The organism is Actinokineospora sp. UTMC 2448 (assembly GCF_024760565.1).
Lineage (GTDB): Bacteria > Actinomycetota > Actinomycetes > Mycobacteriales > Pseudonocardiaceae > Actinokineospora > Actinokineospora fastidiosa.
This window is the reverse complement of record NZ_CP031087.1, coordinates 5,317,873-5,342,426: the sequence shown is the minus strand read 5'-3', so window position 1 is coordinate 5,342,426 and position 24,554 is coordinate 5,317,873. Positions and strand designations below refer to the sequence as shown.

Genomic DNA, 24,554 nt, shown 5'->3' with positions numbered 1-24,554 from the left:
CCCCGGGGAAGGTATGCGGACACCGGTACGCCCGGAGCCCGTGGGCCGGGTGAACGGCCACGCCCACGCAGGCGTCCTGCCCGGCGACCAGCGGACCGCCGACGACGTGGAAGCGGGCATCGTCGCGCTCTGGCGCCAGTACGGCGGCCACCGCGAGCAGGGCCTGCGGGACCGGCTCGTGCTGCACTACGCGCCGCTGGTCAAGTACGTCGCCGGACGGGTGGGCACCGGCCTTCCCGCGCACGTCGACGTCGCCGACCTGATCCAGTCCGGCATCTTCGGCCTGGTCGACGCGATCGAGAAGTTCGAGCCCGAGCGCGGCCTCAAGTTCGAGACCTACGCCATGCAGCGCATCCGCGGCGCCATCCTCGACGACCTGCGCGCCCAGGACTGGGTGCCGCGCACCGTCCGGGGGCGTGCCCGTGAGATCGAGCGCGCCATGGAACGCCTCGGCGGCAAGCTCCAGCGCACCCCGACCGACGCCGAACTCGCCGACGAGCTGGGCCTGTCGCTGTCCGAACTGCGTGACGTCTACGCGCAGCTGCAGCTCACCAGCGTCATCGCCCTCGACGAGCTGGCCGCCGCTGGCCGGGGCACCACCTCGCTCGCCGACATCCTGGAGGACGAGCGCGCCGACGACCCGGTGGCCACCCTGGTCGACCAGGACAACCGCCGCCAACTCGCCGCCGCGATCGGCAGGCTCTCCGAGCGCGATCGCATCGTGGTCACGTTGTACTACTTCGAGAACCTCACTCTCGCCGAGATCGGCCGCGTCCTGGGCGTGACGGAGTCCCGCGTGTGCCAACTGCACACACGCGCGGTCCTGCGCCTCCGCGCGAAGCTGATGGAAACCGTGGACGTCTAGTCAGTGCGGCAACAACCGCACGCGCAGCGGCACGAGCAGTTGCAGCGGATCGAGGTACACCCCTTCCCGGCGTAAGCCCCAGTGCAGGCACGCCGCCGCCGGACACCCTCGATGCCCGTCGACGAGCACTCCCAACCGGTCACCCGCCCGCACCCGCGCCCCCACCTCGACCGACGGCGACACCGGCTCATACGTCGTCCGCAACCCACCCCGGTGCGCCACCGACACCACCTCCCGGTCCACAACGCGCCCCGCGAACACCACGACCCCGTCGCCCGCCGCCCGCACCACGGCACCCGGCGACGCCACCAGGTCCACACCCCGATGCCCCGCCGCATACGGCCCCGGCGGCGCCTCGAACGGCCGCGAGACGACCGGAACAGGCTCAAGCGGCCACACGAACCGCCCCGGCCCGTCCCGAGCGTCGGCGCTGACCCGAGCCCCGCCGGGGAGCACGAGCAGCAGCGTCGTCACGGCGACGAGGATGGCGAGAACCCGCAGCCGGAGGGCGCGGCCAGCAGAAAGCCGACGAACGTCAGCCAGCGGCTGGGGTGGATGAGCGGAGGGATGGCGGGCGCCGGGCGCTTGGGGCGAGTGGTCCGGGCGGGGCGGGGAGGCAGAGGCTGGGGCTTGATCAGGCGAGTCTCGAGTTGGGCCGTGGTGCTCCGGGTTCGAGGGGAGAGGGCCGAGATCGTCGTGGTGGGTCGAGCGGGAGGAGTGGCGGAGGGCGTGGATGAGGCGCGGCTGGGGTTCGGCGGGTTGATGTTGGGATTGGTGGAGATGCGGTTGGGGGTTGGCGTGGTGCGGTCGGGGGTCGGTGAGGTGCGGGTGGGAGTGAGCGGGGTGCGGTTGGGGTTGGGCGGGGTGTGGCTGGGGGTCGGTGAGGTGCGGGTGGGAGTGAGCAGGGTGTGATCGGGGCTGGGTGAGGTGCGGTTGGGAGTGGGCGGGCTGTGATGGGGAGTCGGTGAACTGCGCTTGGGGGTCGGCGAGGTTCGGCTGAAGGTGAGCGAGGTGCGGCTGGGGGTGAGCGAGGTGCGGCTGGGGGTGGGCGAGCGGCGCGGTGGGGTGGTGTTCTAGCTGGTCAGTGGTCATATGACCAGGATCCGGAAGGTCACCGCAGGCCCGCCACCGAAACCGGCGGTCTGTGGATAACTCGGCCTGCGAGGCGCGGTTCACCTTCGCTTCGGGGGCGGCGTACACTTCTCAGCGCACCCCGATCGGGGTGACTTCGCGTGCCGTGCGTCTGTCTAGATGGCGAGCAGGGTGCCCGGCGGTCCTGCGGGTGGTGACACCGGTGGGTCCGGGGACCCGCGCGGCACCAGGGCGGCGGTCCCACCGGGGCCGTCGCGGCAACCGAGTTCGCGCGTCGGGCCAGCACCGGGCCGACGCGCCCAAGTGAGAGGTGCGATTTCGGCCATGGCCGTCGTCACCATGAAGCAGCTGCTGGATTCCGGCGTGCACTTCGGGCACCAGACCCGCCGCTGGAACCCGAAGATGAAGCGGTACATCCTCACCGACCGCAACGGCATCTACATCATCGATCTGCGCCAGACGCTGACCTACATCGACCGGGCCTTCGAGTTCGTCAAGGAGACCGTCGCCCACGGCGGCAGCATCCTGTTCGTCGGCACCAAGAAGCAGGCGCAGGAGGCGATCGCCAACGAGGCGCGCCGGGTCGGGATGCCGTTCGTGAACCAGCGCTGGCTGGGCGGCATGCTCACCAACTTCTCCACCGTGCACAAGCGCCTCCAGCGGCTCAAGGAGCTGGAGTCGATGGAGCAGACCGGTGGCTTCCAGGGTCTCACCAAGAAGGAGATCCTGATGCTCACCCGCGAGAAGGACAAGCTGGAGCGCACCCTCGGCGGTATCCGCGACATGGCGAAGGTCCCCTCCGCCGTGTGGATCGTGGACACCAAGAAGGAGCACATCGCCGTCGGCGAGGCCCGCAAGCTCAACATCCCGATCGTGGCGATCCTGGACACCAACTGCGACCCGGACGAGGTCGACTACCCGATCCCGGGCAACGACGACGCGATCCGCTCCGCCGCGCTGCTGACCAAGGTCGTCGCCGAGGCCGTCGCCGCCGGTCTGATGGCCCGCTCCGGCGCGCGCAGCAACGGCGCGGAGAAGCCCGAGGTCGCGGGCAGCGAGCCGCTGCCGGAGTGGGAGCAGGAGCTGCTGGCGGGCGCCGAGAGCGCCGCCGAGGCCCCGGCGACCCCGCCCGCCGCCCCCGCCGAGAGCTGAGCCACGACCGTCCGGGGCCCGCACGGGCCCCGGACGGCCGCCACACGACCACATCAACGCGCGTAAGGAACAACGCACGATGTCGAACTTCACCGCGGCCGACGTGAAGCGGCTCCGGGACATGACCGGCGCAGGCATGATGGACTGCAAGAAGGCGCTCGAGGAGTCCGCGGGCGACTTCGAGAAGGCCGTCGAGCTGCTGCGCATCAAGGGCGCCAAGGACGTGGGCAAGCGCGCCGAGCGGGCCACCGCCCAGGGCCTCGTCGCCGCCGCGGACGGTGTCATGGTCGAGCTGAACTGCGAGACCGACTTCGTCGCCAAGAACGACGAGTTCCAGCAGCTGGCCGCCCGGATCGTCGAGGCCGCCAAGGCCGCGAAGGCGGGCGACCTGGACACCCTCAGGGCCACCGAGCTCGACGGCGCCACCGTCGGCGACGCCGTGCAGGCGCTCTCGGCCAAGATCGGCGAGAAGCTGGAGCTGCGCCGGGTCGCCGTCTTCGACGGCGCCGTCAGCACCTACCTGCACCGCCGCTCCTCCGACCTGCCCCCCGCCGTGGGCGTGCTGGTCGAGTACACCGGCGACAGCGAGGACGCGGCCCGCGCTGCGGCCATGCAGATCGCCGCGATGCGCCCGCGCTACGTCACCCGCGACGAGGTCCCCGAGGACGTCGTGGCCAACGAGCGCCGCATCGCCGAGGAGACCGCCCGCGAGGAGGGCAAGCCGGAAGGCGCGCTGCCCAAGATCGTCGAGGGCCGGGTGAACGGCTTCTACAAGGACGTCGTCCTGCTGGAGCAGTCCTCGGTCCAGGACTCGAAGAAGACCGTCAAGGCCATCCTCGACGAGGCTGGCGTGACCGTGACCCGGTTCGCCCGGTTCGAGGTCGGCCAGGCCTGAGGTTCCGGCCGCGGATTAGGGTTGTGCCCCGCCCACGGCGACGCCGAGGGCGGGGCATAGTCACGAAGGAGGGTCTTACGTGGCGCAGAGCGGATTCCGCCGGGTGCTGCTCAAGCTGGGCGGGGAGATGTTCGGCGGCGGCGAGGTCGGGGTCGACCCCGACGTGGTCTACGCCGTGGCCCGCCAGATCGCCGACGTCGTGCGCAGCGGGGTGCAGACCTCCGTGGTCATCGGCGGCGGCAACTTCTTCCGCGGCGCCGAGTTGAGCCAGCGCGGCATGGACCGCGACCGGGCCGACTACATGGCCATGCTCGGCACGGTCATGAACTGCCTGGCGCTGCAGGACTTCCTGGAGAAGGAAGGCATCGACACGCGCGTGCAGACGGCGATCACGATGGGCCAGGTCGCCGAGCCCTACATCCCCAGGCGCGCGGAGCGGCACCTGGAGAAGGGCCGCGTGGTGATCTTCGGCTGCGGCGTCGGCATGCCCTACTTCTCCACCGACACCGCCGCCGCCCAGCGCGCGCTGGAGATCGGCTGCGACGTGGTGCTGATGGCCAAGGCCGTCGACGGGGTCTACGACGCCGACCCGCGCGTGGTCCCCGACGCCAAGATGTTCACCGAGATCACCCACCGCGAGGTCCTGGAGCGCGGCCTCAAGGTCGCCGACGCGACCGCGTTCAGCCTGTGCATGGACAACAACATGCCGATCATCGTGTTCAACCTGCTGACCGAGGGCAACATCGCCCGAGCGGTGCGTGGTGAGAGGATCGGCACCGTGGTGAGCACCCCCGCCGCATGAGCCCGCCGAGAGCCGAGGAGCCTGACTTGATCGAGGAGACCCTGTTCGACGCCGAGGAGAAGATGGAGAAGGCGGTGACGGTCGCCAAGGACGAGCTGTCCACCATCCGCACCGGCCGCGCCACGCCCGCCATGTTCTCCCGCATCCACCTCGACTACTACGGTTCGCCCACCCCGCTGAACCAGGTGGCCAGCATCTCCATCCCGGAGGCGCGGATGGCCGTCGTCAAGCCCTTCGAGCCCAACCAGCTCAACGCGGTCGAGAAGGCGATCCGGGACTCCGACCTCGGCGTCAACCCGTCCAACGACGGCTCGATCATCCGCGTGGTGTTCCCGCAGCTGTCCGAGGAGCGCCGCCGGGAGATGGTGAAGCTGGCCAAGTCCAAGGGCGAGGACGCCAAGATCTCCATCCGCAACGTGCGCCGCAAGGCCAAGGAGGAGCTCGACCGCCTGGTGAAGGACGGCGAGTCCGGCGAGGACGACGTCGTGCGCGCCGAGAAGGAACTGCAGAACCTGACCGACAAGTACGTCCACTCCGTCGACGACCTGGTCAAGCACAAGGAAGCCGAGCTGCTCGAGGTCTGATCGGGCCTTGAGGGGGAGAACGACAGTGACCACGGACGCGGTGGGCGCGGGCTCACGGGCCGGACGCAACCTGCCCGCCGCGATAGCGGTCGGGGTGCTGCTCGGCGGGGGGATCCTGCTGGCCCTGCTGACGGTGCGGCACGTCTTCGTCGGCATCGTCGCCGCCGCGGTCGCGGTGGCCACCTGGGAGCTGGCCGGGGCGCTGGAGCGGGCGGCGGGCATCCGCGTGGCGCTCTGGCCGGTGCTGGTGGGCGGCCAGGCGATGGTGTGGCTGTCCTGGCCGTTCGGCCGCAACGGCGTGCTGGCCGCGTTCGTGGTGACGATCCTGGCGGTGCTGCTCTGGCGGTTCCGCGGCGGCGTGCAGGGCTACGTGCGGGACGTGACCGCGTCGGCCTTCACCGCCGCGTACGTGCCGCTGTTCGCCGCCTTCGCCGCGATGCTGGTGATCCCGGAGGACGGCGCCGCGCGCGTCCTGTGCTTCATGATCCTGGTGGTGTCCTCCGACACCGGCGGGTACATCGCGGGCGTGCTGTTCGGCAAGCACCCCATGTCGCCGACGATCAGCCCCAAGAAGTCCTGGGAGGGCTTCGCGGGCTCGATGGTCGCGGGCATCGTCGCCGGGGCGCTGAGCGTGCGCTTCCTGCTCGGCGGCGAGGTGTGGCAGGGCGTCCTCTTCGGCGTCGCCCTGGTCGCGGTGGCGACGCTGGGCGACCTCGTCGAGTCGGTGATCAAGCGGGACATGGGCATCAAGGACATGGGCACGCTGCTGCCCGGCCACGGCGGGCTCATGGACCGGATGGACTCGCTGCTCCCGTCGGCCGTGGTGTCCTGGCTGCTGCTGCAGCTGTTCGTGCCGGTCTAGTCGGCGTACGGGTCGTCGACCTCGGCGCCGATCTCGCTCTCGTCGGCCTCGATGGTGACCGCCCGGTCCAGCACGCTGAACTCCGCGCCGCGCGGGTCGCGCAGGACCGCTGTGCGGCCGTACGGGGAGTCGAACGGCGGGACGGCCACGGTGCCGCCGAGCGCGGCGGCCTTCTCGGCCAGCGCGTCCACGCCGATCTCGGGCGCGGCCTCGAAGAACACCATCCAGTACGGCGGGCGCTCGCGGGGGAACTCCTTGCCCATGCGCAGCCTGCCCAGGACGTCCTCGCCGTTCATGGACCACGTGGTGTAGTCGTAGACCGTGCCGTCACCGATCTGGGTGGTCTCGAAGCCGAACAGGGCGGTGTAGAACGCGTCGGCTGCCGCGCCGTCCCAGGTGTAGAGCTCGGCCCAGGTGAAGGCCCCGGGGAAGCCGGTGCCCAGGGCCCACCCGCGGTCCTGGCGCCAGAAGCCGATCGGCCCGCCGCTGGGGTCGGTGGCCACGAGCAGCCCGCCCTGGCCGGGGATCTCCCGGGGCGCGGCCAGGATCTCCCCGCCGAGCAGCCGCACCCGTTCCTCGGTGTTGTGGGTGTCGTGGATCGTGAGGTAGAGGGTCCATTCGCCGGGCTGGTCGCCCTGCGGGGTGTAGAGGCCCGCGACCGGGACGCCGTCGACGAGCGCGACCCGGTAGCCGTCGTCGCCGATGCGGAACTCCCAGCCGAACAGCGCCCCGTAGAAGGCCGCGGAGCCCGCGGGGTCGCGCGTGGCGACCTCCACCCAGCACGGCTTTCCGGGGGTGCCCTCGGGTAAGTCCTCAGCGGCACTGATCGCGTCGGTGACCATGTCGTGACATTAGCTAGATCGGGTGAAGTTCCGCACGCCGCGCGGCGTTGCCGATCTGTGCTTTCCTGGGGGCGTGGGCATGGTCGCGCGGGCTCGGGAGCTGGTCTCGGCGTTGCGCGCGCCGCACATCGTGCCGAGTCCGAACATCTGGCACTGGCCCGCGGTGTACGAGGCGGAGAACCGCGCCCAGGACGTCCACGGCGCGGTCTGGCGCGTGCTGGAGCCGCTGGCCGACTGGACCGGCGACGTGGTCGACGTCGGCTGCGGCAGCGGCTTCCACCTGCCGCGCTTCGCCGAGCGGGCGCGCTCGGTCGTCGGCGTCGAGCCGCACGGGCCGCTCGTGGAGCAGGCCCGCGCCCGGGTCGCGGGCCTGCCGATCACGGTGCTGCCCGGCTCCGCGCAGGCGCTGCCGCTGGCCGACGGCAGCGCGGACGTCGTGCACGCGCGCACGGCGTACTTCTTCGGCCCGGGCTGCGAGCCCGGCCTGCGCGAGGCCGACCGCGTGCTGCGGCCCGGCGGGTCGCTGGTGATCGTGGACCTCGACGCCGCGCGCCCGCCCTACGGACGCTGGCTGCGCGCGGACATCCCGTCCTACGACGCCCCGGCGGTCGACGCCTTCTTCGAGGCCCAGGGCTTCCAGCGGCACCGGGTGGCGACCGTGTGGCGGTTCCCCGACCGGGAGACGCTGGTGTCGGTGCTGCGGATCGAGTTCTCGGCGGCGGTGGCCGCGCGCGCGGCGGCCGAGGTGGACGGCTTGGAGTTCACCGTCGGCTACCGCGTGCTCGCGCGCACCAAGCCCGCCGGGCTGATCCTCTAACGGGGCGTGTCCTCGCCGAGGATGGCGTAGAGCTGGCGGCGGGCCTGGTCGAGGACGTCCACCGCGCGCGACTTCTGGTCGCTGCTGGCCGCCTGCGCGACGCCCATGACCGCCGTCGCCAGCCCGCCGAGCGCCTCGCGCAGCGAGCGGTCGACCGGGTCGACGCCCTCGGCGGCCTGCTCCCACGGCGGGCTGTCGCCGAGCGCGGCCGCGGCGGCGCGGCCGTCGTCGGTCAGCTCGAAGAGCCGCTTGCCGCCGTCGCCGTCCACGCCGCGGACCAGGCCCTCGTCGGCGAGCAGCTGCAGCGTCGGGTACACCGAGCCGGGGGAGGGCTTCCAGTACCCGCCGCTGCGGGCGGCGATCTCCTGGATCATCTCGTAGCCGTGCATGGGCCGGTCGGCGAGCAGGGCGAGGACGGCGGCGCGCACGTCACCCCGGCGCTTGCGGCCGTGCGGGCCGCGGTGGCCCCGGCCGAAGGGGCCGAACCCGCCGAAGGGCGGCGGCGCTGGCGGCCCCGGCGGAATGATCGGGGGGAACGGCGGGGTCATGGGGTGGTCCTCCGGGTCGAAGTGGTGCTCCGCGGCGAAGTGGTGCTCGTGCCTGTGCCAGGGGCCGCGGCGGTGGTGGTGTCGGGTACGCATTCTTCCTCCTGATGGGTCGCGTTGCTTCGCGATAGCTCAACGATATATCGGAACCTATCGCCGATGCAACGGTGAGGCTGGTCTCCCCGGCATGGGACAATGGAGCGGCCATGACCTCTCTTCCCCTCGTCTTCGACGCGCCCAAGCGCGGCCTGCCGCCGCGCCACCTCGCCGACCTCTCCACCGCGCAGCGCCGCGACGCGGTGGCCGAGCTGGGCGAGAAGCCGTTCCGGGCCGCGCAGCTCTCCACGCACTACTTCGGCAGGCTGACCGCCGACCCGGCGGCGATGACGGACATCCCCGCCGCCGCCCGCGACCGCCTCGCCTCGGCCCTGCTGCCCCCGCTGCTGTCCCCGGTCCGCCACGTGACCTGCGACGACGGCGACACCCGCAAGACGCTGTGGCGCGCGCACGACGGAACGCTGCTGGAGAGCGTCCTGATGCGCTACCACGACCGCACCACGCTGTGCGTGTCGTCGCAGGCGGGCTGCGGGATGGCCTGCCCGTTCTGCGCCACCGGCCAGGGCGGCCTGCAGCGCAACCTGTCGACGGCCGAGATCGTCGACCAGGTCCGCGCGGCCGCCGCCGCCATGCGCGACGGCGAGCTGGGCGAGCCGGGACGCCTCAGCAACATCGTCTTCATGGGCATGGGCGAGCCGCTGGCGAACTACCGGCGCGTGATCGACGCCGTGCACCGCATCTGCGACCCGGCCCCCGACGGCCTGGGCATCTCCCAGCGCTCGGTGACGGTCTCCACGGTCGGCCTGGTGCCCGCGATCCGGAAGCTGGCCGAGGAGGGCCTGAGCGTGCGGCTGGCGGTGTCGCTGCACACCCCGGACGACGAGCTGCGCGACACCCTGGTGCCGGTGAACACCCGCTGGAAGGTGGCCGAGGTGCTCGACGCCGCCCGCCTCTACGCCGACCGCACGGGCAGGCGCGTGTCCATCGAGTACGCGCTGATCCGCGACATCAACGACCACCCGTGGCGCGCCGACCTGCTGGGCAAGCTGCTGCGCAGGCACCTGGGGCAGCTGGCCCACGTCAACGTCATCCCGCTGAACCCGACCCCGGGCAGCAAGTGGGACGCCTCACCGAAGCCGGTGGAGCGCGAGTTCGTCCGCCGCGTCAACGCCGCGGGCGTGTCGTGCACGGTCCGCGACACCCGCGGCCAGGAGATCGCCGCCGCCTGCGGCCAGCTCGCCGCGGAGGGCTGACAAGCGGTTATACCGGGTTATACTCGGTGGCGTGAAGACCGCGATTTCCGTGCCCGACGACACGTTCGCCGAGGTGGAGGACAAGGTGCGCAACCTGGGCCTCACCCGCTCGGAGTTCTACGTGCGCGCGGCCCGGCACTACCTGGCCCATCTGGAAGAACAGTCCCTGACCGACGAGATCGACGCCGCGCTCGACCTCGCGGGCGACGACGACTCCGGCGCGGTGGCGGCCGCGGCGGGCAGGCGCGCGCTGGCCATGTCGGACGATGAGTGGTGATCAGACGAGGCGGCGTCCACTGGGCCGACCTCGGTGACGCCCAGGGGTCCCGGCCAGCCAAGCGGCGCCCGGTGCTGGTCGTCCAGGCCGACCCCTACAACCGCAGCAGACTGGCGACCGTCCTGGTCGCCGTGATCACGTCCAATACGAAGCTGGCGACCGCGCCGGGGAACGTCTTCCTCTCCGCCGCGGCGACGGGTCTGCCCCGTGACTCGGTGGTCAACGTGACCGCGGTGGTCACCCTCGACAAGGACGACCTGAGCGATGCCGTGGCCACGCTTCCGCCCAGCCTGATGCGCGAGGTCGACGCGGGACTGCGCCGCGTCATGGGCCTGCGGTCGGACTGACGGGCTAGCGCCGCCAGGACGTGCGGCGCTTGTGGATCATCCAGGCGACGCCCGCGAGCAGGCCCGCGCCCATACCGATGAGCCAGAGGTTCTCGGTCCAGCCCTCGTGGTTGCCGATCAGCATGGCGAACATGGCCAAGCCGACGAAGATGCCCGCGGCCGGGGTGCCCACGCGGAAGGTGCCGTGCCAGCCCCACTCGGCCGACGGCTCGTCGGCCGGGCTCACCGTGTGGCCGGAGACGGCGGTCGACTTCCGCTTCTCCAGTGCGGTGCTTCCCACGGTGGGGCCTCCTGAATCAAGTCCGGGTTCGATCGCCGACATAGTGGCACACCGGGCACGGCGGGGGCCGCCGTGCCCGGTGTGAGCCCGGTCGCGCGTCAGGTCCTGGCTCGGTTCCCGACCACGACGCGGTAGATCGCCAGCAGGATCAGGGCGCCGCCGATGGCGAGCAGCCAGGTGCCGAGGTCGAAGAACTCCCCGATGCCGCGGCCGAAGATCGCGCTGCCGATGAAGCCGCCGAGAATGGCGCCGACCACGCCGATCAGGATCGTGATGATGATGCCGCCAGGGTCCCTACCAGGCATGATGGCCTTGGCGATGAGTCCGGCCAGCAGGCCGAGAACGATCCAGCCGAGAATGCCCATCGGTACTCCTTCCAGGTGCGCCACCGCATCGCGGCGAGCGCGTTGTTCCTGTCGCGGAAGTGCCCTGTCCCCGCCCGCTTCAATCACCGATTCGGGTGGATTGCGCCGAACGGCGGTATGACCGGTGACACGCCCCGGCGCGCGGATGCGCCATCGGGGTCAGGGACAATGGAGGAGATGACTGCGCAGCGCTCCCTTCTCGTGCTCGGCTCCACGGGGTCCGTCGGCACGCAGGCCCTCGACGTGGTGGCCGCCAACCCCGACCGCTTCCGCGTGGTCGGGCTCGCCGCGGGCGGGGGCAACCGCGCGCTGCTGGCCGAGCAGGCCGCCGCGCACGGCGTCCCGTACGTGGCCGTGCCCGGCGGCGACGTGCCCGGCACCGACGCCAAGGTGTTCAGCGGCCCGAACGCCGTCTCCGACCTCATCGACGCCGCGGGCGCCGACGTCGTGCTCAACGGCATCACCGGCTCGGTCGGCCTGCCCGCCACGCTCAAGGCCCTGGAGACCGGGGCGACGCTGGCCCTGGCCAACAAGGAGTCGCTGATCGCGGGCGGCCCGCTGGTGCTGTCCTCGGCCAGGCCCGGGCAGATCGTGCCGGTGGACTCCGAGCACTCGGCCATGGCCCAGGCGCTGCGCGGCGGCCGGGAGGACGAGGTCGACCGGCTGATCCTGACCGCGTCCGGTGGCCCGTTCCGCGGCCGCACGCGCGCCGAGCTGGCCGCCGTGACCGCCGAGCAGGCGATGGCGCACCCGACCTGGGCGATGGGCCCGGTCATCACCATCAACTCCGCGACCCTGGTCAACAAGGCGCTGGAGCTGATGGAGGCGCACCTGCTGTTCGGCGTGCCCTACGACCGCATCGACGTCGTCGTGCACCCGCAGTCCATCGTTCACTCGATGGTGTCATTCGTTGACGGTTCCACCCTCGCCCAGGCGAGCCCGCCGGACATGCGCCTGCCCATCGCGCTCGCCCTGGCCTGGCCGGACCGGGTGCCCGGCGCGGCCCGGCCGTGCGACTGGAGCACCGCGTCGACCTGGACCTTCGAGCCGGTCGACGACGAGACCTTCCCCGCGATCCGGCTCGCCCGCGCCGCGGGCACGACCGGCGGCTGCCTGCCCGCGGTCTACAACGCGGCCAACGAGGAGGCGGTCGCCGCCTTCCGCGAAGGCCACGCTGCTTTCACAGACATTGTGGACACTGTCGGCAGGGTGCTCGACGCCGCGCACGGTTGGACCGGTCCGCCGCGCGACGTCGCGGACGTGCTCGCCGCCGAGGAGTGGGCGCGGACGCGGGCGCGCGGGCTGCTGGGCACCCCTGCCGACCAGGGAGGGAACCGACCGTGATCGCGTGGCTGTTTGGCCTCGTCCTCTTCGCGCTGGGCATCTGCGCGTCCATCGCGCTGCACGAGGCCGGGCACATGCTCACCGCCAAGGCCTTCGGCATGAAGGTGCGCCGCTACTTCATCGGCTTCGGTCCGAAGATCTTCTCCTTCCGCCGCGGCGAGACCGAGTACGGGCTCAAGGCCATCCCCGCAGGCGGCTTCTGCGACATCGCGGGCATGACCGCGCTGGACCCCGTCACCCCCGACGAGGCGCCGCGGGCGATGTGGAAGTTCCCGGTGTGGAAGCGCGTCGTCGTGCTGTCCGCGGGCTCCATCACGCACTTCATCCTCGGCTTCCTGATCCTGCTGGCCATGGCCACGACCCTGGGCCTGCCCGACGGCGACGGCCGCGCGGTCGTCGGGGCGACGGGATGCGCCGCGCCGACCCAGGACCCCACGACCCACGAGCTCCCCGCCTGCGGCCCCGGCGACCCGTCGCCCGCGGCGAGCGCGGGCATCGTCGAGGACGACGAGATCCTGGCCGTCAACGGCACGCCGGTCGCGGGCTGGCGCGAGCTGGTCGCGCGCGTGCGCGACCTGAGCGGCCCGACCGAGTTCCTCATCGAGCGCGACGGCGAGCAGCGCACGATCACCGTCGACATCGCCACCGTCCAGCGCGTGCCCGTCGGGGCGGAGCCGGGCAAGACCACCGCGCTCGAGCAGGTCGGCGCGGTGGGCATCGCCAAGAGCCCCACGGTCGAGTACGGCTTCGTCCCCGCGATCGGCGCGACCGTCGACTTCACCGGCGACATGTTCGTCAGGACCTGGGAAGGCCTGATGAAGTTCCCGGAGAAGATCCCCGCGGTCGTGCGGGCCATCGGCGGCGAGGACGACCCGGAGCGCCCGGTCAGCGTGGTCGGCGCGAGCATCATCGGCGCCGACGCCGCCGAGCAGGGCATCTGGGAGATCTTCATCCTCATGCTCGCCGCGCTGAACTTCTTCGTCGGCGTGTTCAACCTGCTGCCCCTGCTCCCGCTCGACGGCGGCCACATCGCGGTCACGCTCTACGAGAAGGTCCGCGACGCCCTGCGCCGGGTGCGCGGGAAGGCGCCGGGCGGCCCGGTGGACTACAACAAGCTCGCGGGCGTGACGATGGTGCTGGTCTTCATCGGCGGCGCGATCGTCCTGCTCACGGTCACCGCGGACATCGTCAACCCCATCCGACTACCCGAGTGAGAGGCCCCGTGTCCAACGACGTGCTGCTAGGTATGCCCACCCTCCCGCCGCCCGTGCTCGCCGAGCGGCGGAAGACCCGGCAGCTCCAGGTCGGGACCGTGGGGGTGGGCAGCGAGTTCCCCATCTCCGTGCAGTCGATGACGACCACGCTCACCGCGGATGTGAATGCCACGTTGCAGCAGATCGCGGAGTTGACCGCGGCCGGGTGTGACATCGTGCGGGTGGCGTGTCCGTCGCAGGATGACGCGGAGGCGCTGCCCGCGATCGCGCGCAAGTCGCAGATCCCGGTGATCGCCGACATCCACTTCCAGCCGAAATACGTCTTCGCCGCGATCGAGGCCGGGTGTGCCGCGGTGCGGGTGAACCCGGGCAACATCAGGAAGTTCGACGACAAGGTCAAGGAGATCGCCGCCGCCGCGCGCGATCACGGCACGCCGATCCGGATCGGGGTCAACGCCGGGTCGCTGGACCCGCGGCTGCTGGCCAAGCACGGCAAGGCCACGCCGGAGGCGCTGGTGGAGTCGGCGCTGTGGGAGGCCTCGCTGTTCGCCGAGCACGACTTCCACGACATCAAGATCTCGGTCAAGCACAACGACCCGGTCGTGATGGTGCGCGCCTACGAGCTGCTGGCCGAGTCCTGCGACTACCCGCTGCACCTGGGCGTCACCGAGGCCGGGCCCGCCTTCCAGGGGACGATCAAGTCGGCGGTGGCCTTCGGGGCGCTGCTGCGCCAGGGCATCGGCGACACGATCCGGGTCTCGCTCTCGGCGCCGCCGGTGGAGGAGGTCAAGGTCGGCCAGCAGATCCTGCAGTCGCTCAACCTGCGCCCGCGCAAGCTGGAGATCGTGTCCTGCCCGTCGTGCGGGCGCGCGCAGGTGGACGTCTACAAGCTCGCCGACGAGGTCACCGCCGGTCTGGAGGGCATGGAGGTGCCCCTGCGCGTGGCGGTCATGGGCTGCGTGGTCAACGGGCCCGGCGAGGCCCGCGAGGCCGACCTCGGCGTCGCCTCCGGCAACGGCAAGGGCCAGATCTTCGTCAAGGGCGAGGTCATCAAGACCGTGCCCGAACACCAGATCGTGGAGACGCTGATCGAGGAGGCCATGCGCCTCGCGGAGACCATGGAGCCGGGAGAGGCCCCTACCGTATCCGTGTCCTGATCGATTCTCCCCGATTGCCGTTCCCCGCAAACGGGGTGAATCTGGCACGCTTGAAGAATGTTGCGCCTCGCGGGAGCTCGACTGCTCGACGAGCGGGACAATCAGGCGGTCAAGGCCGTGTTGGCCGCCGATCACATCGCGTCCTGCATGGTCGCCTCCCGGGTGGAGGCGGCGGGGGTTGATCCGTGGCGCCTCGGCGGCGAGCTGTGGGGCTGCGGCATCCGGGCGGGCAGCAGGCTGGACTCGCTCTGCTTCGCCGGGCCCAACCTGGTGCCGCTGGCCGGGCGGCCGTCGGCCGTGCGCGCCTTCGCCGAGCGGGCGATCCGCAGGCGCAGGCTGTGCTCGTCGCTGGTCGGGCCCGCCGAGCAGGTCATGGGCATGTGGTCGGAGCTGGCCCCGGAGTGGGGACCGGCCCGCGACGTGCGCGAGGACCAGCCGCTGCTGGCCATCAACGGCCCGACCAGGGTCAAGCCGGACCCCAAGGTGCGCCCGGTGCGGCCCGACGAGATCGAGCGCTACCTGCCCGCCGCGATCGCGATGTTCATCGAGGAGGTCGGCGTCGACCCCCGGCTCGGCGACGGCGGCGCGGGCTACCGCGCCCGGGTGGCCGAGCTGATCGCCGCGGGCCGGGCGTTCGCCCGGTTCGAGAACGGCGAGGTCGTCTACAAGGCCGAGATCGGGTCGATGTCGCGCACGGTCGGCCAGATCCAGGGCGTGTGGGTGCACCCGGACAAGCGCGGCCACGGTTACGGCGCGACGGGCACCGCTGCGGTGGTCCGCAGGCTGGTCGAGGGCCTGGGCCGAACGGCGAGCCTGTACGTCAACTCCTACAACACGCCCGCGCGGGCGGTCTACAACCGGATCGGGTTCGTCCAGGTCGGGCAGTACGCGACCGTGTTGTTCTGACGGTCCGGCGGCGCGTCGCCCCCGGCGAAACGGGCATACTGCGGGACGTGCGCTCACTCCGCCGTCCCGCCGCGCTGGCCGCCGCCCTGATCGCCGTGCTCCCGCTGACCGCGTGCACCCTCTTCGGCGGGGATTCCGGGCCGAGGGACGTGGCCGCCCAGTTCCTCGCCGCCTTCGCGGGCGGCGACGCGGGCACCGCGGCCGCGCACACCGACTCCCCGGAGTCGGCCAGGGCGCTGATGGACCAGGTCCGCGACAAGCTCAAGCCGTCGACCGTGCGCGCGTCGGTCGTCGAGGTGACCGAGGGCGACGGCGAGGTGAGCGACGCCCGGTACACCATCACGTGGGACCTGGGCAAAGGCAGGCTCTGGACCTACGACTCGACCTTCGAGCTGCGCCGGGGCGACGAGGCGTGGAAGGTGCACTGGGCGCCGAACGTGCTGCACCCGAGGCTGTCGGCGGGCCAGTCGCTCGCCGTGGAGACGCTGGAGTCCCCGCTGGCGCCCGTGCTCGACCGGGACGGCACGGCCGTGCTGTCGCCCATCCGGGTGATCTCGGTGCTGTTCGAGAAGGCGAAGGCGGGCGATCCGGACGCGGTGGCCGCGAGCCTGGCCCGCGCGCTGTCGGGCATCGACCGGTCGATCACCAAGCAGTCGATCCTCGACGGCGCGGCGGAGGCCGCGACCTACACCGTCGTCGTGCTGCGGGAGACCGACTACCAGAAGGTGCGCCCGGCGATCTACGAGCTGCCCGGGGTGCGGTTCACCAGCGAGACCCGGCTGCTGGCCCCGGACAAGTCGTTCGCGCCCGCGCTGGTGCCCGCGATCCGCGACCAGGTGGAGGCCGTCGTCGAGGGCAAGGCAGGCTGGCGGGTGCACACCGTCGACAGCAACGGCGCCGAGGTGACCGAGCTGTTCGCCGAGGACGCCGAGCCCGCCGACGCCGTGCGCACCGTGCTCAGCGCCAAGACGCAGCGGGCGGCCGAGCGCGCGCTGGCGGCGGAGCAGAAGCCCGCGATGCTGGTGGCCATCCAGCCGTCGACCGGGCACGTGCTGGCCGTGGCGCAGAACCCCGCGGCGGACAAGGAGGGCCCGGTCGCGCTGATGGGCCGCTACCCGCCCGGGTCCACGTTCAAGATCGTGACCGCCGCGGCGGCGATCGAGAGCGGCCTGGCCAAGGCCGACACCCCGCTGCCCTGCCCGCCGACCACGACGATCAACGGCCGCGTGGTGCCCAACAGCGACCGCTTCGACAAGGGCACGGTGCCGCTGCACTCGGCGTTCGCGTTCTCCTGCAACACGACCTTCGCCGACCTCGCGGTGAAGATGCAGCCGTCGACGCTGACCGACATGGCCACGCGGCTGGGCCTGGGCGTGGACTTCGTGGTCCCGGGCATCACCACCATCACCGGCTCGGTGCCGCCCGCGACCGACATCGTCGAGCGCGCCGAGGATGGCTTCGGCCAGGGCAAGGTCGTGGCCAGCCCATTCGGCATGGCGGTGGTCACCGCGACCGTGGTGTCCGGGCGGCTGACGCCGCCGACGCTGATGGAGGGCGCCACCACCCAGGCGAACATGACGCCCGAGCCGCTGCCCGCCGCCGTACTGACCCCGATCCGGCAGATGATGCGCGAGGTGGTCACCGGCGGTACCGCGACGGCGCTCAACCGCTTCCCCGACACCCACGGCAAGACCGGGACCGCCCAGTTCGGTGACGGCACCCACTCGCACGGGTGGTTCGTCGGCTACCGAGGCGACCTGGCGTTCGCGGTCCTGGTCACCGACGCGGGCACCTCGGGCCCGGCGGTCGCTGCCAGTGGGCGATTCCTCGGCGGCCTGGGCTGATTAAGGTGGAGGGCATGTCCGTTCGTGCCCCGTTGACCCCCGGCGTCCAGTCGCCGCGCCGCCCCGTGCCCCCCGCGATCCCGCGGCCGGAGTACGTGGACAAGCCCGCGCCCAAGCGCCACACCGGCTCGTATGTGCAGACGCCGGAGACCATCGAGGCGATGCGGGTCGCCGGGCGGATCGCCGCGCAGGCGCTCGCCGCGGGCGGCGAGGCCGTCAAGCCCGGCGCGACCACCGACGACATCGACGCCGTCGTGCACGAGTTCCTGCTCGACCACGGCGCCTACCCCTCGACGCTGGGCTACCGGCGGTTCCCCAAGTCGTGCTGCGTGTCGCTCAACGAGGTCATCTGCCACGGCATCCCGGACTCGACGGTGATCGAGGACGGCGACATCGTCAACATCGACGTGACCGCGTTCATCGGCGGCGTGCACGGCGACACCAACGCCACCTTCCTCGCGGGCGACGTCCGGGAGGAGGCCCGGCTGCTGGTCGAGCGCACGCACGAGGCGACGATGCGCGCGATCAAGGCGGTCCGGCCGGGCCGCGCGCTCAACGTCATCGGGCGGGTCATCGAGAGCTACGCCAAGCGCTTCGGCTACGGCGTGGTGCGCGACTTCACCGGGCACGGCATCGGCGAGTCCTTCCACAGTGGACTCGTGATCCTGCACTACGAGGAGCCCAGCGTCACCACCGAGCTGGAGGTCGGGATGACCTTCACCATCGAGCCGATGATCACCCTGGGCGGCATCGACTACGACATCTGGGCCGACGACTGGACGGTCACCACCAAGGACAAGAGCTGGACCGCCCAGTTCGAGCACACGATCGTGGTCACCGAGACCGGCGCGGAGATCCTCACCCTGCCGTAGCGAGCAGGACCTCGAGTACGGCGGCCGCGGTCGGCTCCGGGTCGGTCGCGGCGGCCAGGTGGTGCAGGTCCAGCGCCCGGGTCGGCCAGCCGCGGGCGCGGGCGTCGGCGAGGTCGTCGGCGTAGGCGGGGGAGAGCAGGACGTACCCGGAGGGGCCCTCCCAGTCCACCGACGGGCGCGGCTCCTTGAGGAAGGCGATGGGCACCTCCGGCGCCTCCTCGGCGATGGCGGGGTCCACGGTGATCTCGGGGAACCAGTCGGGCCAGCGGGGGAGCAGGCCGTCGGGGCTGACGGAGCGGAACCGCGCGTACAGCTCGGCGGGCACGGTGTCGCGCCAGCTGCGGCCCGGCGTCGGCAGCCCGGCGTCGAGGTAGACCAGGCCGCGGACCTGCCCGCCCGCGTCGTCGATCTCCTCGGCGAAGGCGGGCAGCAGCGGGCCAGCGCCGCTGTGGCCGACCAGGGCGACCGGGCCGAGCGGGAGCGCGTCGGACATCACGTCGGCGAACGCGCCGATGAGCCGCTGGTGCACCGGCGGGGTGACCACGCTGGGGCGCAGGTCGGGCAGCACCGCCGGGTGCCCGAGCGCGGCCAGCGCGTCGGCCAGCGGGCGCAGGCTGGCCGGGCCGAGGAACGGGCTGTGCACCAGGACGGCGGTGATGGGCATGGGGGCGATGATGGCAGTCCCGGCCGACAGCCGGGGAGAGGATGGAGCGGATGGCCGGGGCGCTGCTGGTCGCGGGGACGACATCGGACGCGGGCAAGAGCGTGCTCGTCGCGGGCCTGTGCCGCTGGCTGGCACGCTCGGGTGTGCGGGTGGCCCCGTTCAAGGCGCAGAACATGTCCAACAACTCGTTCGTCACCCTCGACGGCGGCGAGATCGGGCGGGCGCAGGCGCTGCAGGCCCACGCGTGCGGGGTGGAGCCGTCGGTGCGGTTCAACCCCGTGCTGCTGAAGCCGGGGTCGGACCGGTCGTCGCAGGTGGTGGTGCTGGGGAAGCCGGTGGGCACGGTCTCGGCGCTGTCGTACCGGGAGCGCAAGGCCGAGCTGTTCGACGTGGTGCTGTCGTCCCTGGCGTCGCTGCGCTCGGAGTACGACGTGGTGGTGTGCGAGGGGGCGGGGTCGCCGACGGAGATCAACCTGCGGGCGACGGACATCGCGAACATGGGCCTCGCGCGTGCGGCCGGGCTTCCGGTGATCGTGGTCGGCGACATCGACCGCGGCGGGGTCTTCGCGCACCTGTTCGGCACGGTCGCGCTGCTGGACCCGGCCGACCAGGCGCTGATCTCCGGGTTCGTGATCAACAAGTTCCGCGGTGACCCGGCGCTGCTGGAGCCAGGGCTGCGCCAGCTGCGCGGCCTGACGGGCCGCGACGTGCTCGGCGTGCTGCCGTGGCGGGAGGAGCTGTGGCTGGACGCGGAGGACTCGCTGTCCTACGCCGCCGACGGCGTGGTCGGCCGCCCGAGCGAGCCGGTGGGCGCGGAGTGGCTGCGGGTGGCCGTCGTGCGCCTTCCCCGGATCTCCAACGCCACCGACGTCGAGGCGCTGGCCTGCGAGCCCGGCGTCTCGGTGCGGTTCGTGACCTCGCCTGCGGGCCTGGCGGACGCGGACCTGGTGGTGCTGCCCGGCTCGAAGTCGACCGTCGCGGACCTGGCGTGGCTGCGCTCGCGCGGCCTGGCGGACGCGGTCGTGGCGCACGCGCGCCGGGGCAGGCCGGTCATGGGGATCTGCGGCGGTTTCCAGATGCTGGGGCGGGTGATCGTCGACGATGTCGAGTCCGGCTCGGGCGAGGCGCCCGGTCTGGGCCTGTTGGACGTCGAGGTGGAGTTCGCCCCCGAGAAGACCCTGGGCCGTCCCAGCGGGCACGCCTTCGGCCACCCCGCGACGGGCTACGAGATCCATCACGGCCGGGTGCGCCGGAACGCGGAATCGCCCCTGGTGACCACGGCCGACGGGACGGGTGAGGGCGCGGTGTCGGGCCCCGTGCTGGGGACGCACTGGCACGGCCTGCTGGAGAACGACGCCGTCCGTCGGCAGGCCCTGCGCTGGGCCGCTGACCTGGCGGGCCGGTCGTTCACCCCGGGCGAGGTGTCCTTCGCCGAGACGCGCGCCGCCCAGGTGGACCTGCTGGCCGACCTGGTCGCCGACCATCTCGACACCCGGGCCCTCCGCGCCCTGATCGACGACGGCGCCCCCGCTGGCCTGCCGTTCCTCCCTCCGGGGAGTCCGTGAGCGCTAGACGTCGGAGTCGGCGAGCTCGGCGAGGAGTTCGTCCAGGAAGCCCGCGGCCTCGGCGGCGGCGCGGTCGGGGTCGCGTTCGGTGATCGCGCGCAGCAGGCCGCGGTGGTCGACGTTCGCCTTGTGCGGGGCCTCCCGCACCGTCGTGGCGACCGAGGCGCGTACTACCTCGGTGAGGCCCTGATAGAGCTCGGTCAGGAGCGTGTTGTGCGAGCAGCGCATGACCGCGCCGTGGAACTCCGCGTCCTTGTCGACGCCGACGGTGTAGTCGCGCGCCTCCATGGACTTCTCGCGCGCGCTCAGCACCTCGGTCAGCTCGCGCAGCTCCTCCTCGGTGCGGTTCACCGCGGCCAGGCGCGCGCCCTCGACCTCCAGGATGCGGCGCACCTGGAGGACCTCGCGCAGCTCCGAGCCGACGAGCCTGCGCAGGGCCCCGGAGAACTCGCTCGTGGCGCGGACGAACGTCCCGTCGCCCTGGCGGACCTCCAGCAGGCCAGCGTGGGCGAGGGCGCGCACGGCCTCGCGGACGGTGTTGCGGCCGACGCCCAGGGCGGTGACCAGTTCGGGTTCGGTCGGGATGCGCTCGCCGACCTTCCACTCCGCGGTCGCGATGGCCGACCGCATCTGCTCGATCACCTGGTCGACCAGGCCGGTCCGGCGGGTAGTGGCCAGCGGCACGTCAGAATCCCTTCACTCAGGCGTTCGCCACACGGCATCCACGTCCGTGCTGCCGCGGCTCCGGCGCCGCCGCGGCGGACGTGGCGGGAGTCCAGAGTGCCATGCCCGGTCCCGGCGCAAGCAGGGAGTTGGCAAAGATCGAGGTCAGGGCAGTGGGAGGTTCAGCAGGGCGTTCTCGATCACCTCCGGCACGGCCGGGTGGATCCAGTACTGCCCGCGCGCCATGCTGCGCGCGTCCAGGCCGAAGCTCATCGCCTGGATGACCGGCTGGATCACCGTCGCCGCCTGCGGGCCGATCACGTGCGCGCCCAGCAGCAGGCCGGTCCGCGGGTCGGCCAGGAGCTTGGCGAAGCCGGTGCCGTCCTCCATCGCCCAGCCGTAGGCGATGCCCGAGTACGCCTGGGTCGCCGTCACGTAGGCCACCCCGCGCTCCTGCGCCTCCTGCTCGGTCAGCCCCACCGACGCGATCTGCGGCGCGGTGAACACCGCGTGCGGGACGAACCGGTGGTCGGACTCGATCGGGTCGTTTGGGTGCAGCAGGTTGTGCTGGACGACCCGCGCCTCGTGGTTGGCCACGTGCTTGAGCTGCCAGGGCGAGCTGATGTCGCCCAGCGCCCAGACGCCCTCGGCGGTCGTGCGCTGCTCGGCGTCGACCATCACGTACCCGTACGGGCTCAGCTCGATCCCGCCAGCGGCGGCGTTGACCAGGTCGGAGTTGGGCGTGCGGCCGATGGCGACCAGCAGCGCGTCGGCGTCCACGGTCGCGCCGTCGTCGAGGTGCAGCCGCACGCCGTCGCCGCGCCGCTCCACGCGCTCGGGCTCGCGGCCGAGGCGCACGTCCCAGCGCTGGGCGGCCAGCTTGGTGAACTGCATGCTGATGTCGCGGTCCTCGCGCCGCAGCAGCCCGTCCGAGCGCACGACCAGCGACACCTCGACGCCGAAGGACGAGAAGACGTGCGCGAACTCCGCGGCGATGAACCCGCCGCCGAGGATGGCCAGCCGCCGGGGCAGGGCAGCCAGGCGCATGATCGTGTCGCTGGTGTGGAACGGGACGTCGGCCAGGCCGGGGACGGCGGGGACCATCGGCCTGCTGCCCGCGGCCAGCACGACCCGGTCCGCGGTGATCGTCTCGCCGTCGATCTCCAGCCTGCGCTCGCCGGTGAACCGCGCGGTCCCGGTGTAGACGCTGACGTGGGCGTTGTCGGGGTGGTCGCGGCGGTACCGCTCGCCGTTGGCGGCGATGGGGTCGATGCGGCCGTAGATCCGGTCGCGGATCTCCGGCCAGCGCACGCCGTCCAGGGTCAGGTCGACGCCGAGGCGTCCGGCGTGCTCCGGCGTGGCCGCCAGGTCCGCGGCGTGGACGTACATCTTGGTCGGGATGCAGCCGACGTTCAGGCAGGTCCCGCCGAAGGTCCCGCGCTCGACGAGCGCGACCTCCCAGTCGGCGAAGCGGGAGTCGAGCAGGGAGTTGCCGGAGCCGGTGCCGACGATCACCAGGTCGAAGTGGCGCACAACCCCATCCAACCCCGGCGCCCGGGCCCCGGCATTCCCGAGGGTCAGTGCCGGAAGACCGGCGTGATGATCGCCCGGGCCAGGGTGTGGAACGCCAGGTTGAAGCTCACCACGGCGGCGCTGGCGTTCTCGTCGACGTCGAGCTTGTCCACGTCCACGGCGTGCACGACGAAGTAGTAGCGGTGGTCCTGGTCGTTCTGCGGCGGCGCGGCGCCGACGTAGTCGCGGGAGGACATGTCGTTGCGGACGTGGAAGGCGTCGCCGGGCAGCGAGGCGTCGTCCTTGCCCGCGCCCGAGGGCAGTTCTTTGCAGTCGGCGGGGAGGTTGACCGCGATCCAGTGCCAGAACCCGCCCGGGATCGGCGCGTCCGGGTCGAAGCAGGTGACGACGTAGCTGCGCGTGCCCTCCGGCGCGCCGCTCCACGACAGCTGCGGGGACACGTTCTCCCCGCCCGCGGAGGTGTGCACGTGCTTCATGTCCGTCAGCTCGCCGTCGCGGACGTCGGTCGAGGTCACGGTGAACGTGCCGACCTTCGGCAGCAGCGCGTACGGGTCGGGCGCGACCGGGCGGTCGAGGCTCATGGGGATTCCTCCGGGGCTGGCCTGCGATCTTCGGCGACCAGGCTAGTCCGGGCGTTCGCGGCCCGCGTGTCGACCAGCCGCAGGCCCGCTGCCGCGCCGGAGAGGCCGCGGTGCCCGCGCGTCCAGCCTGCCGCGACCGCGCTGACCAGCAGCAGTGCGACGGCCGGGAGGCCGAGGCCGAGCGCGTCGAGGGTGAAGTAGCCGCCGGAGCCGACCGCGAACCGGACCAGCATCCGGCCGATCCCGGGCTTGCCGCCGTCGGGTCCGACCGGGTTGATCAGGACGACGCGCTGGCCGAACGTGGCGCCGTTGCCCGCGAGCGGGACGACGAGGAGCAGCAGGCTGACGGGCAGGGCGTAGTTGAGGAGCCAGTGCAGCTGCTGCGGTGCGGTGACGGCGCCGAAGCCGTAGATCCACAGCGCGTTGGCCGCGACCGACAGCAGGCCGCCCAGCAACGTCACCGACACGACGTCGACGGCCATCCCGAGCAGGCGGCGTCCGGTGGTGACCGGGCGCGGCTCGCCCGGCGGCGCCTCGACGCGCTGGCCGGGGACGACGCGCAGCAGCGGGGCCAGCGCGTAGCCGATGGCCGCGCCCGCGGTGTTGGCGATCAGATCGTCCACATCGAACAGCCGGTATGGGCAGGCGAACAGGCCCCAGACGGCGGTGAGCTGCGTGAACTCGATGAACAGCGAGGTCAGCGCGCCCATCGCGACGACGGTGGGCAGGCCGCGGTGGAGCATGTGCCTGCCGAACATGCCCATCGGCACGAACAGCGCCACGTTGAACACCACCTGCTGGAGGGCGGGGTTGCGCAGGGTCGCGCCCAGCCCGCTGCCGATGCGCTCCTCCTGGAAGTCGGCGATGAAGCGCAGCGGGTCCAGCTGCGGAACCCGGACCGCGTTCCGGGCGCACCACTCGGGCGTCGTGTCCGGCACGGGCAGCAGCGTGTAGGTCCAGAGGGCGAGCGCGTAGACCAGCATGCCGAAGGCAAGGACCGCGTGGCCGGGCCCGAATCGCCCGCGCTTGCGGTAGCTCCAGGCGATGTAGGGCACGACCAGCAGCGCGGCCAGCGCGGTCCCGCCGATGAACGCCAACAGTGCGGATACGCCCGGATCGCTCACGGAACGCAATCTACGAGCGTCCAGGGCGTCCGGCCGGGTTGTGGATAAACGA

At 72.2% G+C, this 24,554-nt stretch carries 27 protein-coding genes; 17 read left to right on the top strand and 10 right to left on the bottom strand.

Annotated features, from left to right (window positions below; all coding sequences use genetic code 11):
• Positions 1-13: 13 nt before the first annotated feature.
• Positions 14-865, top strand: a complete 852-nt coding sequence (locus Actkin_RS24360; protein ID WP_229787858.1) for a FliA/WhiG family RNA polymerase sigma factor — start codon at positions 14-16, stop codon at positions 863-865.
• On the opposite strand, the gene Actkin_RS24355 is transcribed toward Actkin_RS24360, so the two are convergent.
• Positions 866-1,339 (bottom strand): murein hydrolase activator EnvC family protein, encoded by a 474-nt coding sequence (locus Actkin_RS24355; protein WP_258904390.1) that lies wholly within the window; start codon positions 1,337-1,339, stop codon positions 866-868.
• A gap of 942 nt (positions 1,340-2,281) precedes the next feature.
• On the opposite strand from Actkin_RS24355, the gene rpsB reads away from it, so the two are divergent.
• The 5 genes from rpsB to Actkin_RS24330 all read left to right on the top strand — a co-directional run bounded on the left by rpsB (position 2,282) and on the right by Actkin_RS24330 (position 6,252).
• On the top strand, positions 2,282-3,109 hold the full coding sequence (gene rpsB, locus Actkin_RS24350; protein WP_189214477.1) for a 30S ribosomal protein S2: 828 nt from the start codon (positions 2,282-2,284) through the stop codon (positions 3,107-3,109).
• A gap of 79 nt (positions 3,110-3,188) precedes the next feature.
• Positions 3,189-4,004 (top strand): translation elongation factor Ts, encoded by an 816-nt coding sequence (gene tsf / locus Actkin_RS24345; RefSeq protein ID WP_189214476.1) that lies wholly within the window; start codon positions 3,189-3,191, stop codon positions 4,002-4,004.
• 79 nt (positions 4,005-4,083) lie between these two features.
• A complete protein-coding gene (gene pyrH / locus Actkin_RS24340) occupies positions 4,084-4,806 on the top strand; it encodes a UMP kinase (RefSeq protein WP_189214475.1) in 723 nt (240 codons plus the stop codon).
• Positions 4,807-4,832: 26 nt separating this feature from the next.
• On the top strand, positions 4,833-5,390 hold the full coding sequence (gene frr / locus Actkin_RS24335; protein ID WP_189214474.1) for a ribosome recycling factor: 558 nt from the start codon (positions 4,833-4,835) through the stop codon (positions 5,388-5,390).
• A gap of 25 nt (positions 5,391-5,415) precedes the next feature.
• Positions 5,416-6,252: a phosphatidate cytidylyltransferase gene (locus Actkin_RS24330; RefSeq protein WP_258904389.1), complete on the top strand. Its 837-nt coding sequence runs from the start codon at positions 5,416-5,418 to the stop codon at positions 6,250-6,252.
• Here the strand turns inward: Actkin_RS24330 and Actkin_RS24325 are convergent.
• Positions 6,249-7,094, bottom strand: coding sequence for a VOC family protein (locus Actkin_RS24325; RefSeq protein WP_258904388.1), 846 nt, complete (start codon positions 7,092-7,094; stop codon positions 6,249-6,251). The genes Actkin_RS24330 and Actkin_RS24325 overlap by 4 nt on opposite strands.
• A 79-nt stretch (positions 7,095-7,173) precedes the next feature.
• On the opposite strand from Actkin_RS24325, the gene Actkin_RS24320 reads away from it, so the two are divergent.
• Positions 7,174-7,911: a class I SAM-dependent methyltransferase gene (locus Actkin_RS24320; RefSeq protein WP_258907983.1), complete on the top strand. Its 738-nt coding sequence runs from the start codon at positions 7,174-7,176 to the stop codon at positions 7,909-7,911.
• On the opposite strand, the gene Actkin_RS24315 is transcribed toward Actkin_RS24320, so the two are convergent.
• Positions 7,908-8,552, bottom strand: coding sequence for a PadR family transcriptional regulator (locus Actkin_RS24315; RefSeq protein WP_189214471.1), 645 nt, complete (start codon positions 8,550-8,552; stop codon positions 7,908-7,910). The two genes, Actkin_RS24320 and Actkin_RS24315, sit on opposite strands and share 4 nt — an antisense overlap.
• 110 nt (positions 8,553-8,662) lie before the next feature.
• Here Actkin_RS24315 and rlmN point away from each other — a divergent pair, with 110 nt between their 5' ends.
• Genes rlmN through Actkin_RS24300 form a run of 3 tightly spaced genes read left to right on the top strand, consistent with a single transcriptional unit; the run spans position 8,663 to position 10,390 of the window.
• Entirely contained in the window at positions 8,663-9,766 is a 1,104-nt protein-coding gene (gene rlmN, locus Actkin_RS24310; RefSeq protein ID WP_189214470.1) for a dual-specificity RNA methyltransferase RlmN, read from the top strand.
• A gap of 31 nt (positions 9,767-9,797) precedes the next feature.
• Positions 9,798-10,043 (top strand): ribbon-helix-helix domain-containing protein, encoded by a 246-nt coding sequence (locus Actkin_RS24305; protein ID WP_258904387.1) that lies wholly within the window; start codon positions 9,798-9,800, stop codon positions 10,041-10,043.
• A complete protein-coding gene (locus Actkin_RS24300) occupies positions 10,040-10,390 on the top strand; it encodes a type II toxin-antitoxin system PemK/MazF family toxin (RefSeq protein ID WP_309569082.1) in 351 nt (116 codons plus the stop codon). Before Actkin_RS24305 ends, Actkin_RS24300 begins: the two co-directional genes overlap by 4 nt.
• 4 nt (positions 10,391-10,394) lie before the next feature.
• On the opposite strand, the gene Actkin_RS24295 is transcribed toward Actkin_RS24300, so the two are convergent.
• Both Actkin_RS24295 and Actkin_RS24290 read right to left on the bottom strand, forming a co-directional pair.
• Positions 10,395-10,670, bottom strand: a complete 276-nt coding sequence (locus tag Actkin_RS24295; protein WP_229787852.1) for a DUF2631 domain-containing protein — start codon at positions 10,668-10,670, stop codon at positions 10,395-10,397.
• Between the two features lie 98 nt (positions 10,671-10,768).
• A complete protein-coding gene (locus Actkin_RS24290) occupies positions 10,769-11,035 on the bottom strand; it encodes a GlsB/YeaQ/YmgE family stress response membrane protein (RefSeq protein ID WP_189214466.1) in 267 nt (88 codons plus the stop codon).
• Positions 11,036-11,212: 177 nt separating this feature from the next.
• Here Actkin_RS24290 and dxr point away from each other — a divergent pair, with 177 nt between their 5' ends.
• Genes dxr through map form a run of 6 tightly spaced genes read left to right on the top strand, consistent with a single transcriptional unit; the run spans position 11,213 to position 18,372 of the window.
• Positions 11,213-12,379, top strand: a complete 1,167-nt coding sequence (dxr, locus tag Actkin_RS24285) for a 1-deoxy-D-xylulose-5-phosphate reductoisomerase (RefSeq protein WP_189214465.1) — start codon at positions 11,213-11,215, stop codon at positions 12,377-12,379.
• Positions 12,376-13,593: a M50 family metallopeptidase gene (locus Actkin_RS24280; protein WP_189214464.1), complete on the top strand. Its 1,218-nt coding sequence runs from the start codon at positions 12,376-12,378 to the stop codon at positions 13,591-13,593. Before dxr ends, Actkin_RS24280 begins: the two co-directional genes overlap by 4 nt.
• A 32-nt stretch (positions 13,594-13,625) precedes the next feature.
• Positions 13,626-14,750, top strand: a complete 1,125-nt coding sequence (gene ispG, locus Actkin_RS24275; RefSeq protein ID WP_258904384.1) for a flavodoxin-dependent (E)-4-hydroxy-3-methylbut-2-enyl-diphosphate synthase — start codon at positions 13,626-13,628, stop codon at positions 14,748-14,750.
• 57 nt (positions 14,751-14,807) lie between these two features.
• Positions 14,808-15,656 (top strand): GNAT family N-acetyltransferase, encoded by an 849-nt coding sequence (locus Actkin_RS24270; protein WP_258904383.1) that lies wholly within the window; start codon positions 14,808-14,810, stop codon positions 15,654-15,656.
• 47 nt (positions 15,657-15,703) lie between these two features.
• On the top strand, positions 15,704-17,500 hold the full coding sequence (locus tag Actkin_RS24265) for a penicillin-binding transpeptidase domain-containing protein (RefSeq protein WP_189211696.1): 1,797 nt from the start codon (positions 15,704-15,706) through the stop codon (positions 17,498-17,500).
• A gap of 14 nt (positions 17,501-17,514) precedes the next feature.
• Positions 17,515-18,372, top strand: a complete 858-nt coding sequence (map, locus tag Actkin_RS24260; protein WP_189211695.1) for a type I methionyl aminopeptidase — start codon at positions 17,515-17,517, stop codon at positions 18,370-18,372.
• Here map and Actkin_RS24255 read toward each other — a convergent pair.
• Entirely contained in the window at positions 18,359-19,036 is a 678-nt protein-coding gene (locus Actkin_RS24255; RefSeq protein WP_229787026.1) for an alpha/beta fold hydrolase, read from the bottom strand. The genes map and Actkin_RS24255 overlap by 14 nt on opposite strands.
• A gap of 50 nt (positions 19,037-19,086) precedes the next feature.
• Here Actkin_RS24255 and Actkin_RS24250 point away from each other — a divergent pair, with 50 nt between their 5' ends.
• Positions 19,087-20,601: a cobyric acid synthase gene (locus tag Actkin_RS24250; protein ID WP_258904382.1), complete on the top strand. Its 1,515-nt coding sequence runs from the start codon at positions 19,087-19,089 to the stop codon at positions 20,599-20,601.
• A gap of 3 nt (positions 20,602-20,604) precedes the next feature.
• Here the strand turns inward: Actkin_RS24250 and Actkin_RS24245 are convergent, their stop codons facing one another.
• The 4 genes from Actkin_RS24245 to Actkin_RS24230 all read right to left on the bottom strand — a co-directional run bounded on the left by Actkin_RS24245 (position 20,605) and on the right by Actkin_RS24230 (position 24,502).
• Complete coding sequence (locus tag Actkin_RS24245) at positions 20,605-21,285, bottom strand: FadR/GntR family transcriptional regulator (RefSeq protein WP_258904381.1); 681 nt, start codon at positions 21,283-21,285, stop codon at positions 20,605-20,607.
• 144 nt (positions 21,286-21,429) lie between these two features.
• Positions 21,430-22,797, bottom strand: coding sequence for a mycothione reductase (locus Actkin_RS24240; RefSeq protein WP_258904380.1), 1,368 nt, complete (start codon positions 22,795-22,797; stop codon positions 21,430-21,432).
• Positions 22,798-22,841: 44 nt separating this feature from the next.
• Positions 22,842-23,378 (bottom strand): YbhB/YbcL family Raf kinase inhibitor-like protein, encoded by a 537-nt coding sequence (locus Actkin_RS24235; RefSeq protein ID WP_258904379.1) that lies wholly within the window; start codon positions 23,376-23,378, stop codon positions 22,842-22,844.
• Positions 23,375-24,502, bottom strand: coding sequence for a VanZ family protein (locus Actkin_RS24230; RefSeq protein WP_258904378.1), 1,128 nt, complete (start codon positions 24,500-24,502; stop codon positions 23,375-23,377). The genes Actkin_RS24235 and Actkin_RS24230 overlap by 4 nt, the downstream gene beginning before the upstream one ends.
• Positions 24,503-24,554: the final 52 nt, after the last annotated feature.

Bases quoted from the DNA above. Each gene is read 5' to 3' on its own strand.
- tsf (WP_189214476.1), top strand. From the start codon at position 3,189: ATGTCGAACTTCACCGCGGCCGACGTGAAGCGGCTCCGGGACATGACC.
- Actkin_RS24360 (WP_229787858.1), top strand. From the start codon at position 14: ATGCGGACACCGGTACGCCCGGAGCCCGTGGGCCGGGTGAACGGCCAC.
- Actkin_RS24235 (WP_258904379.1), bottom strand. From the start codon at position 23,378: ATGAGCCTCGACCGCCCGGTCGCGCCCGACCCGTACGCGCTGCTGCCG.
- Actkin_RS24290 (WP_189214466.1), bottom strand. From the start codon at position 11,035: ATGGGCATTCTCGGCTGGATCGTTCTCGGCCTGCTGGCCGGACTCATC.
- rpsB (WP_189214477.1), top strand. From the start codon at position 2,282: ATGGCCGTCGTCACCATGAAGCAGCTGCTGGATTCCGGCGTGCACTTC.
- Actkin_RS24255 (WP_229787026.1), bottom strand. From the start codon at position 19,036: ATGCCCATCACCGCCGTCCTGGTGCACAGCCCGTTCCTCGGCCCGGCC.
- map (WP_189211695.1), top strand. From the start codon at position 17,515: ATGTCCGTTCGTGCCCCGTTGACCCCCGGCGTCCAGTCGCCGCGCCGC.
- Actkin_RS24320 (WP_258907983.1), top strand. From the start codon at position 7,174: ATGGTCGCGCGGGCTCGGGAGCTGGTCTCGGCGTTGCGCGCGCCGCAC.
- Actkin_RS24315 (WP_189214471.1), bottom strand. From the start codon at position 8,552: ATGCGTACCCGACACCACCACCGCCGCGGCCCCTGGCACAGGCACGAG.
- ispG (WP_258904384.1), top strand. From the start codon at position 13,626: ATGCCCACCCTCCCGCCGCCCGTGCTCGCCGAGCGGCGGAAGACCCGG.
- dxr (WP_189214465.1), top strand. From the start codon at position 11,213: ATGACTGCGCAGCGCTCCCTTCTCGTGCTCGGCTCCACGGGGTCCGTC.
- Actkin_RS24270 (WP_258904383.1), top strand. From the start codon at position 14,808: ATGTTGCGCCTCGCGGGAGCTCGACTGCTCGACGAGCGGGACAATCAG.
- rlmN (WP_189214470.1), top strand. From the start codon at position 8,663: ATGACCTCTCTTCCCCTCGTCTTCGACGCGCCCAAGCGCGGCCTGCCG.
- Actkin_RS24250 (WP_258904382.1), top strand. From the start codon at position 19,087: ATGGCCGGGGCGCTGCTGGTCGCGGGGACGACATCGGACGCGGGCAAG.
- Actkin_RS24325 (WP_258904388.1), bottom strand. From the start codon at position 7,094: ATGGTCACCGACGCGATCAGTGCCGCTGAGGACTTACCCGAGGGCACC.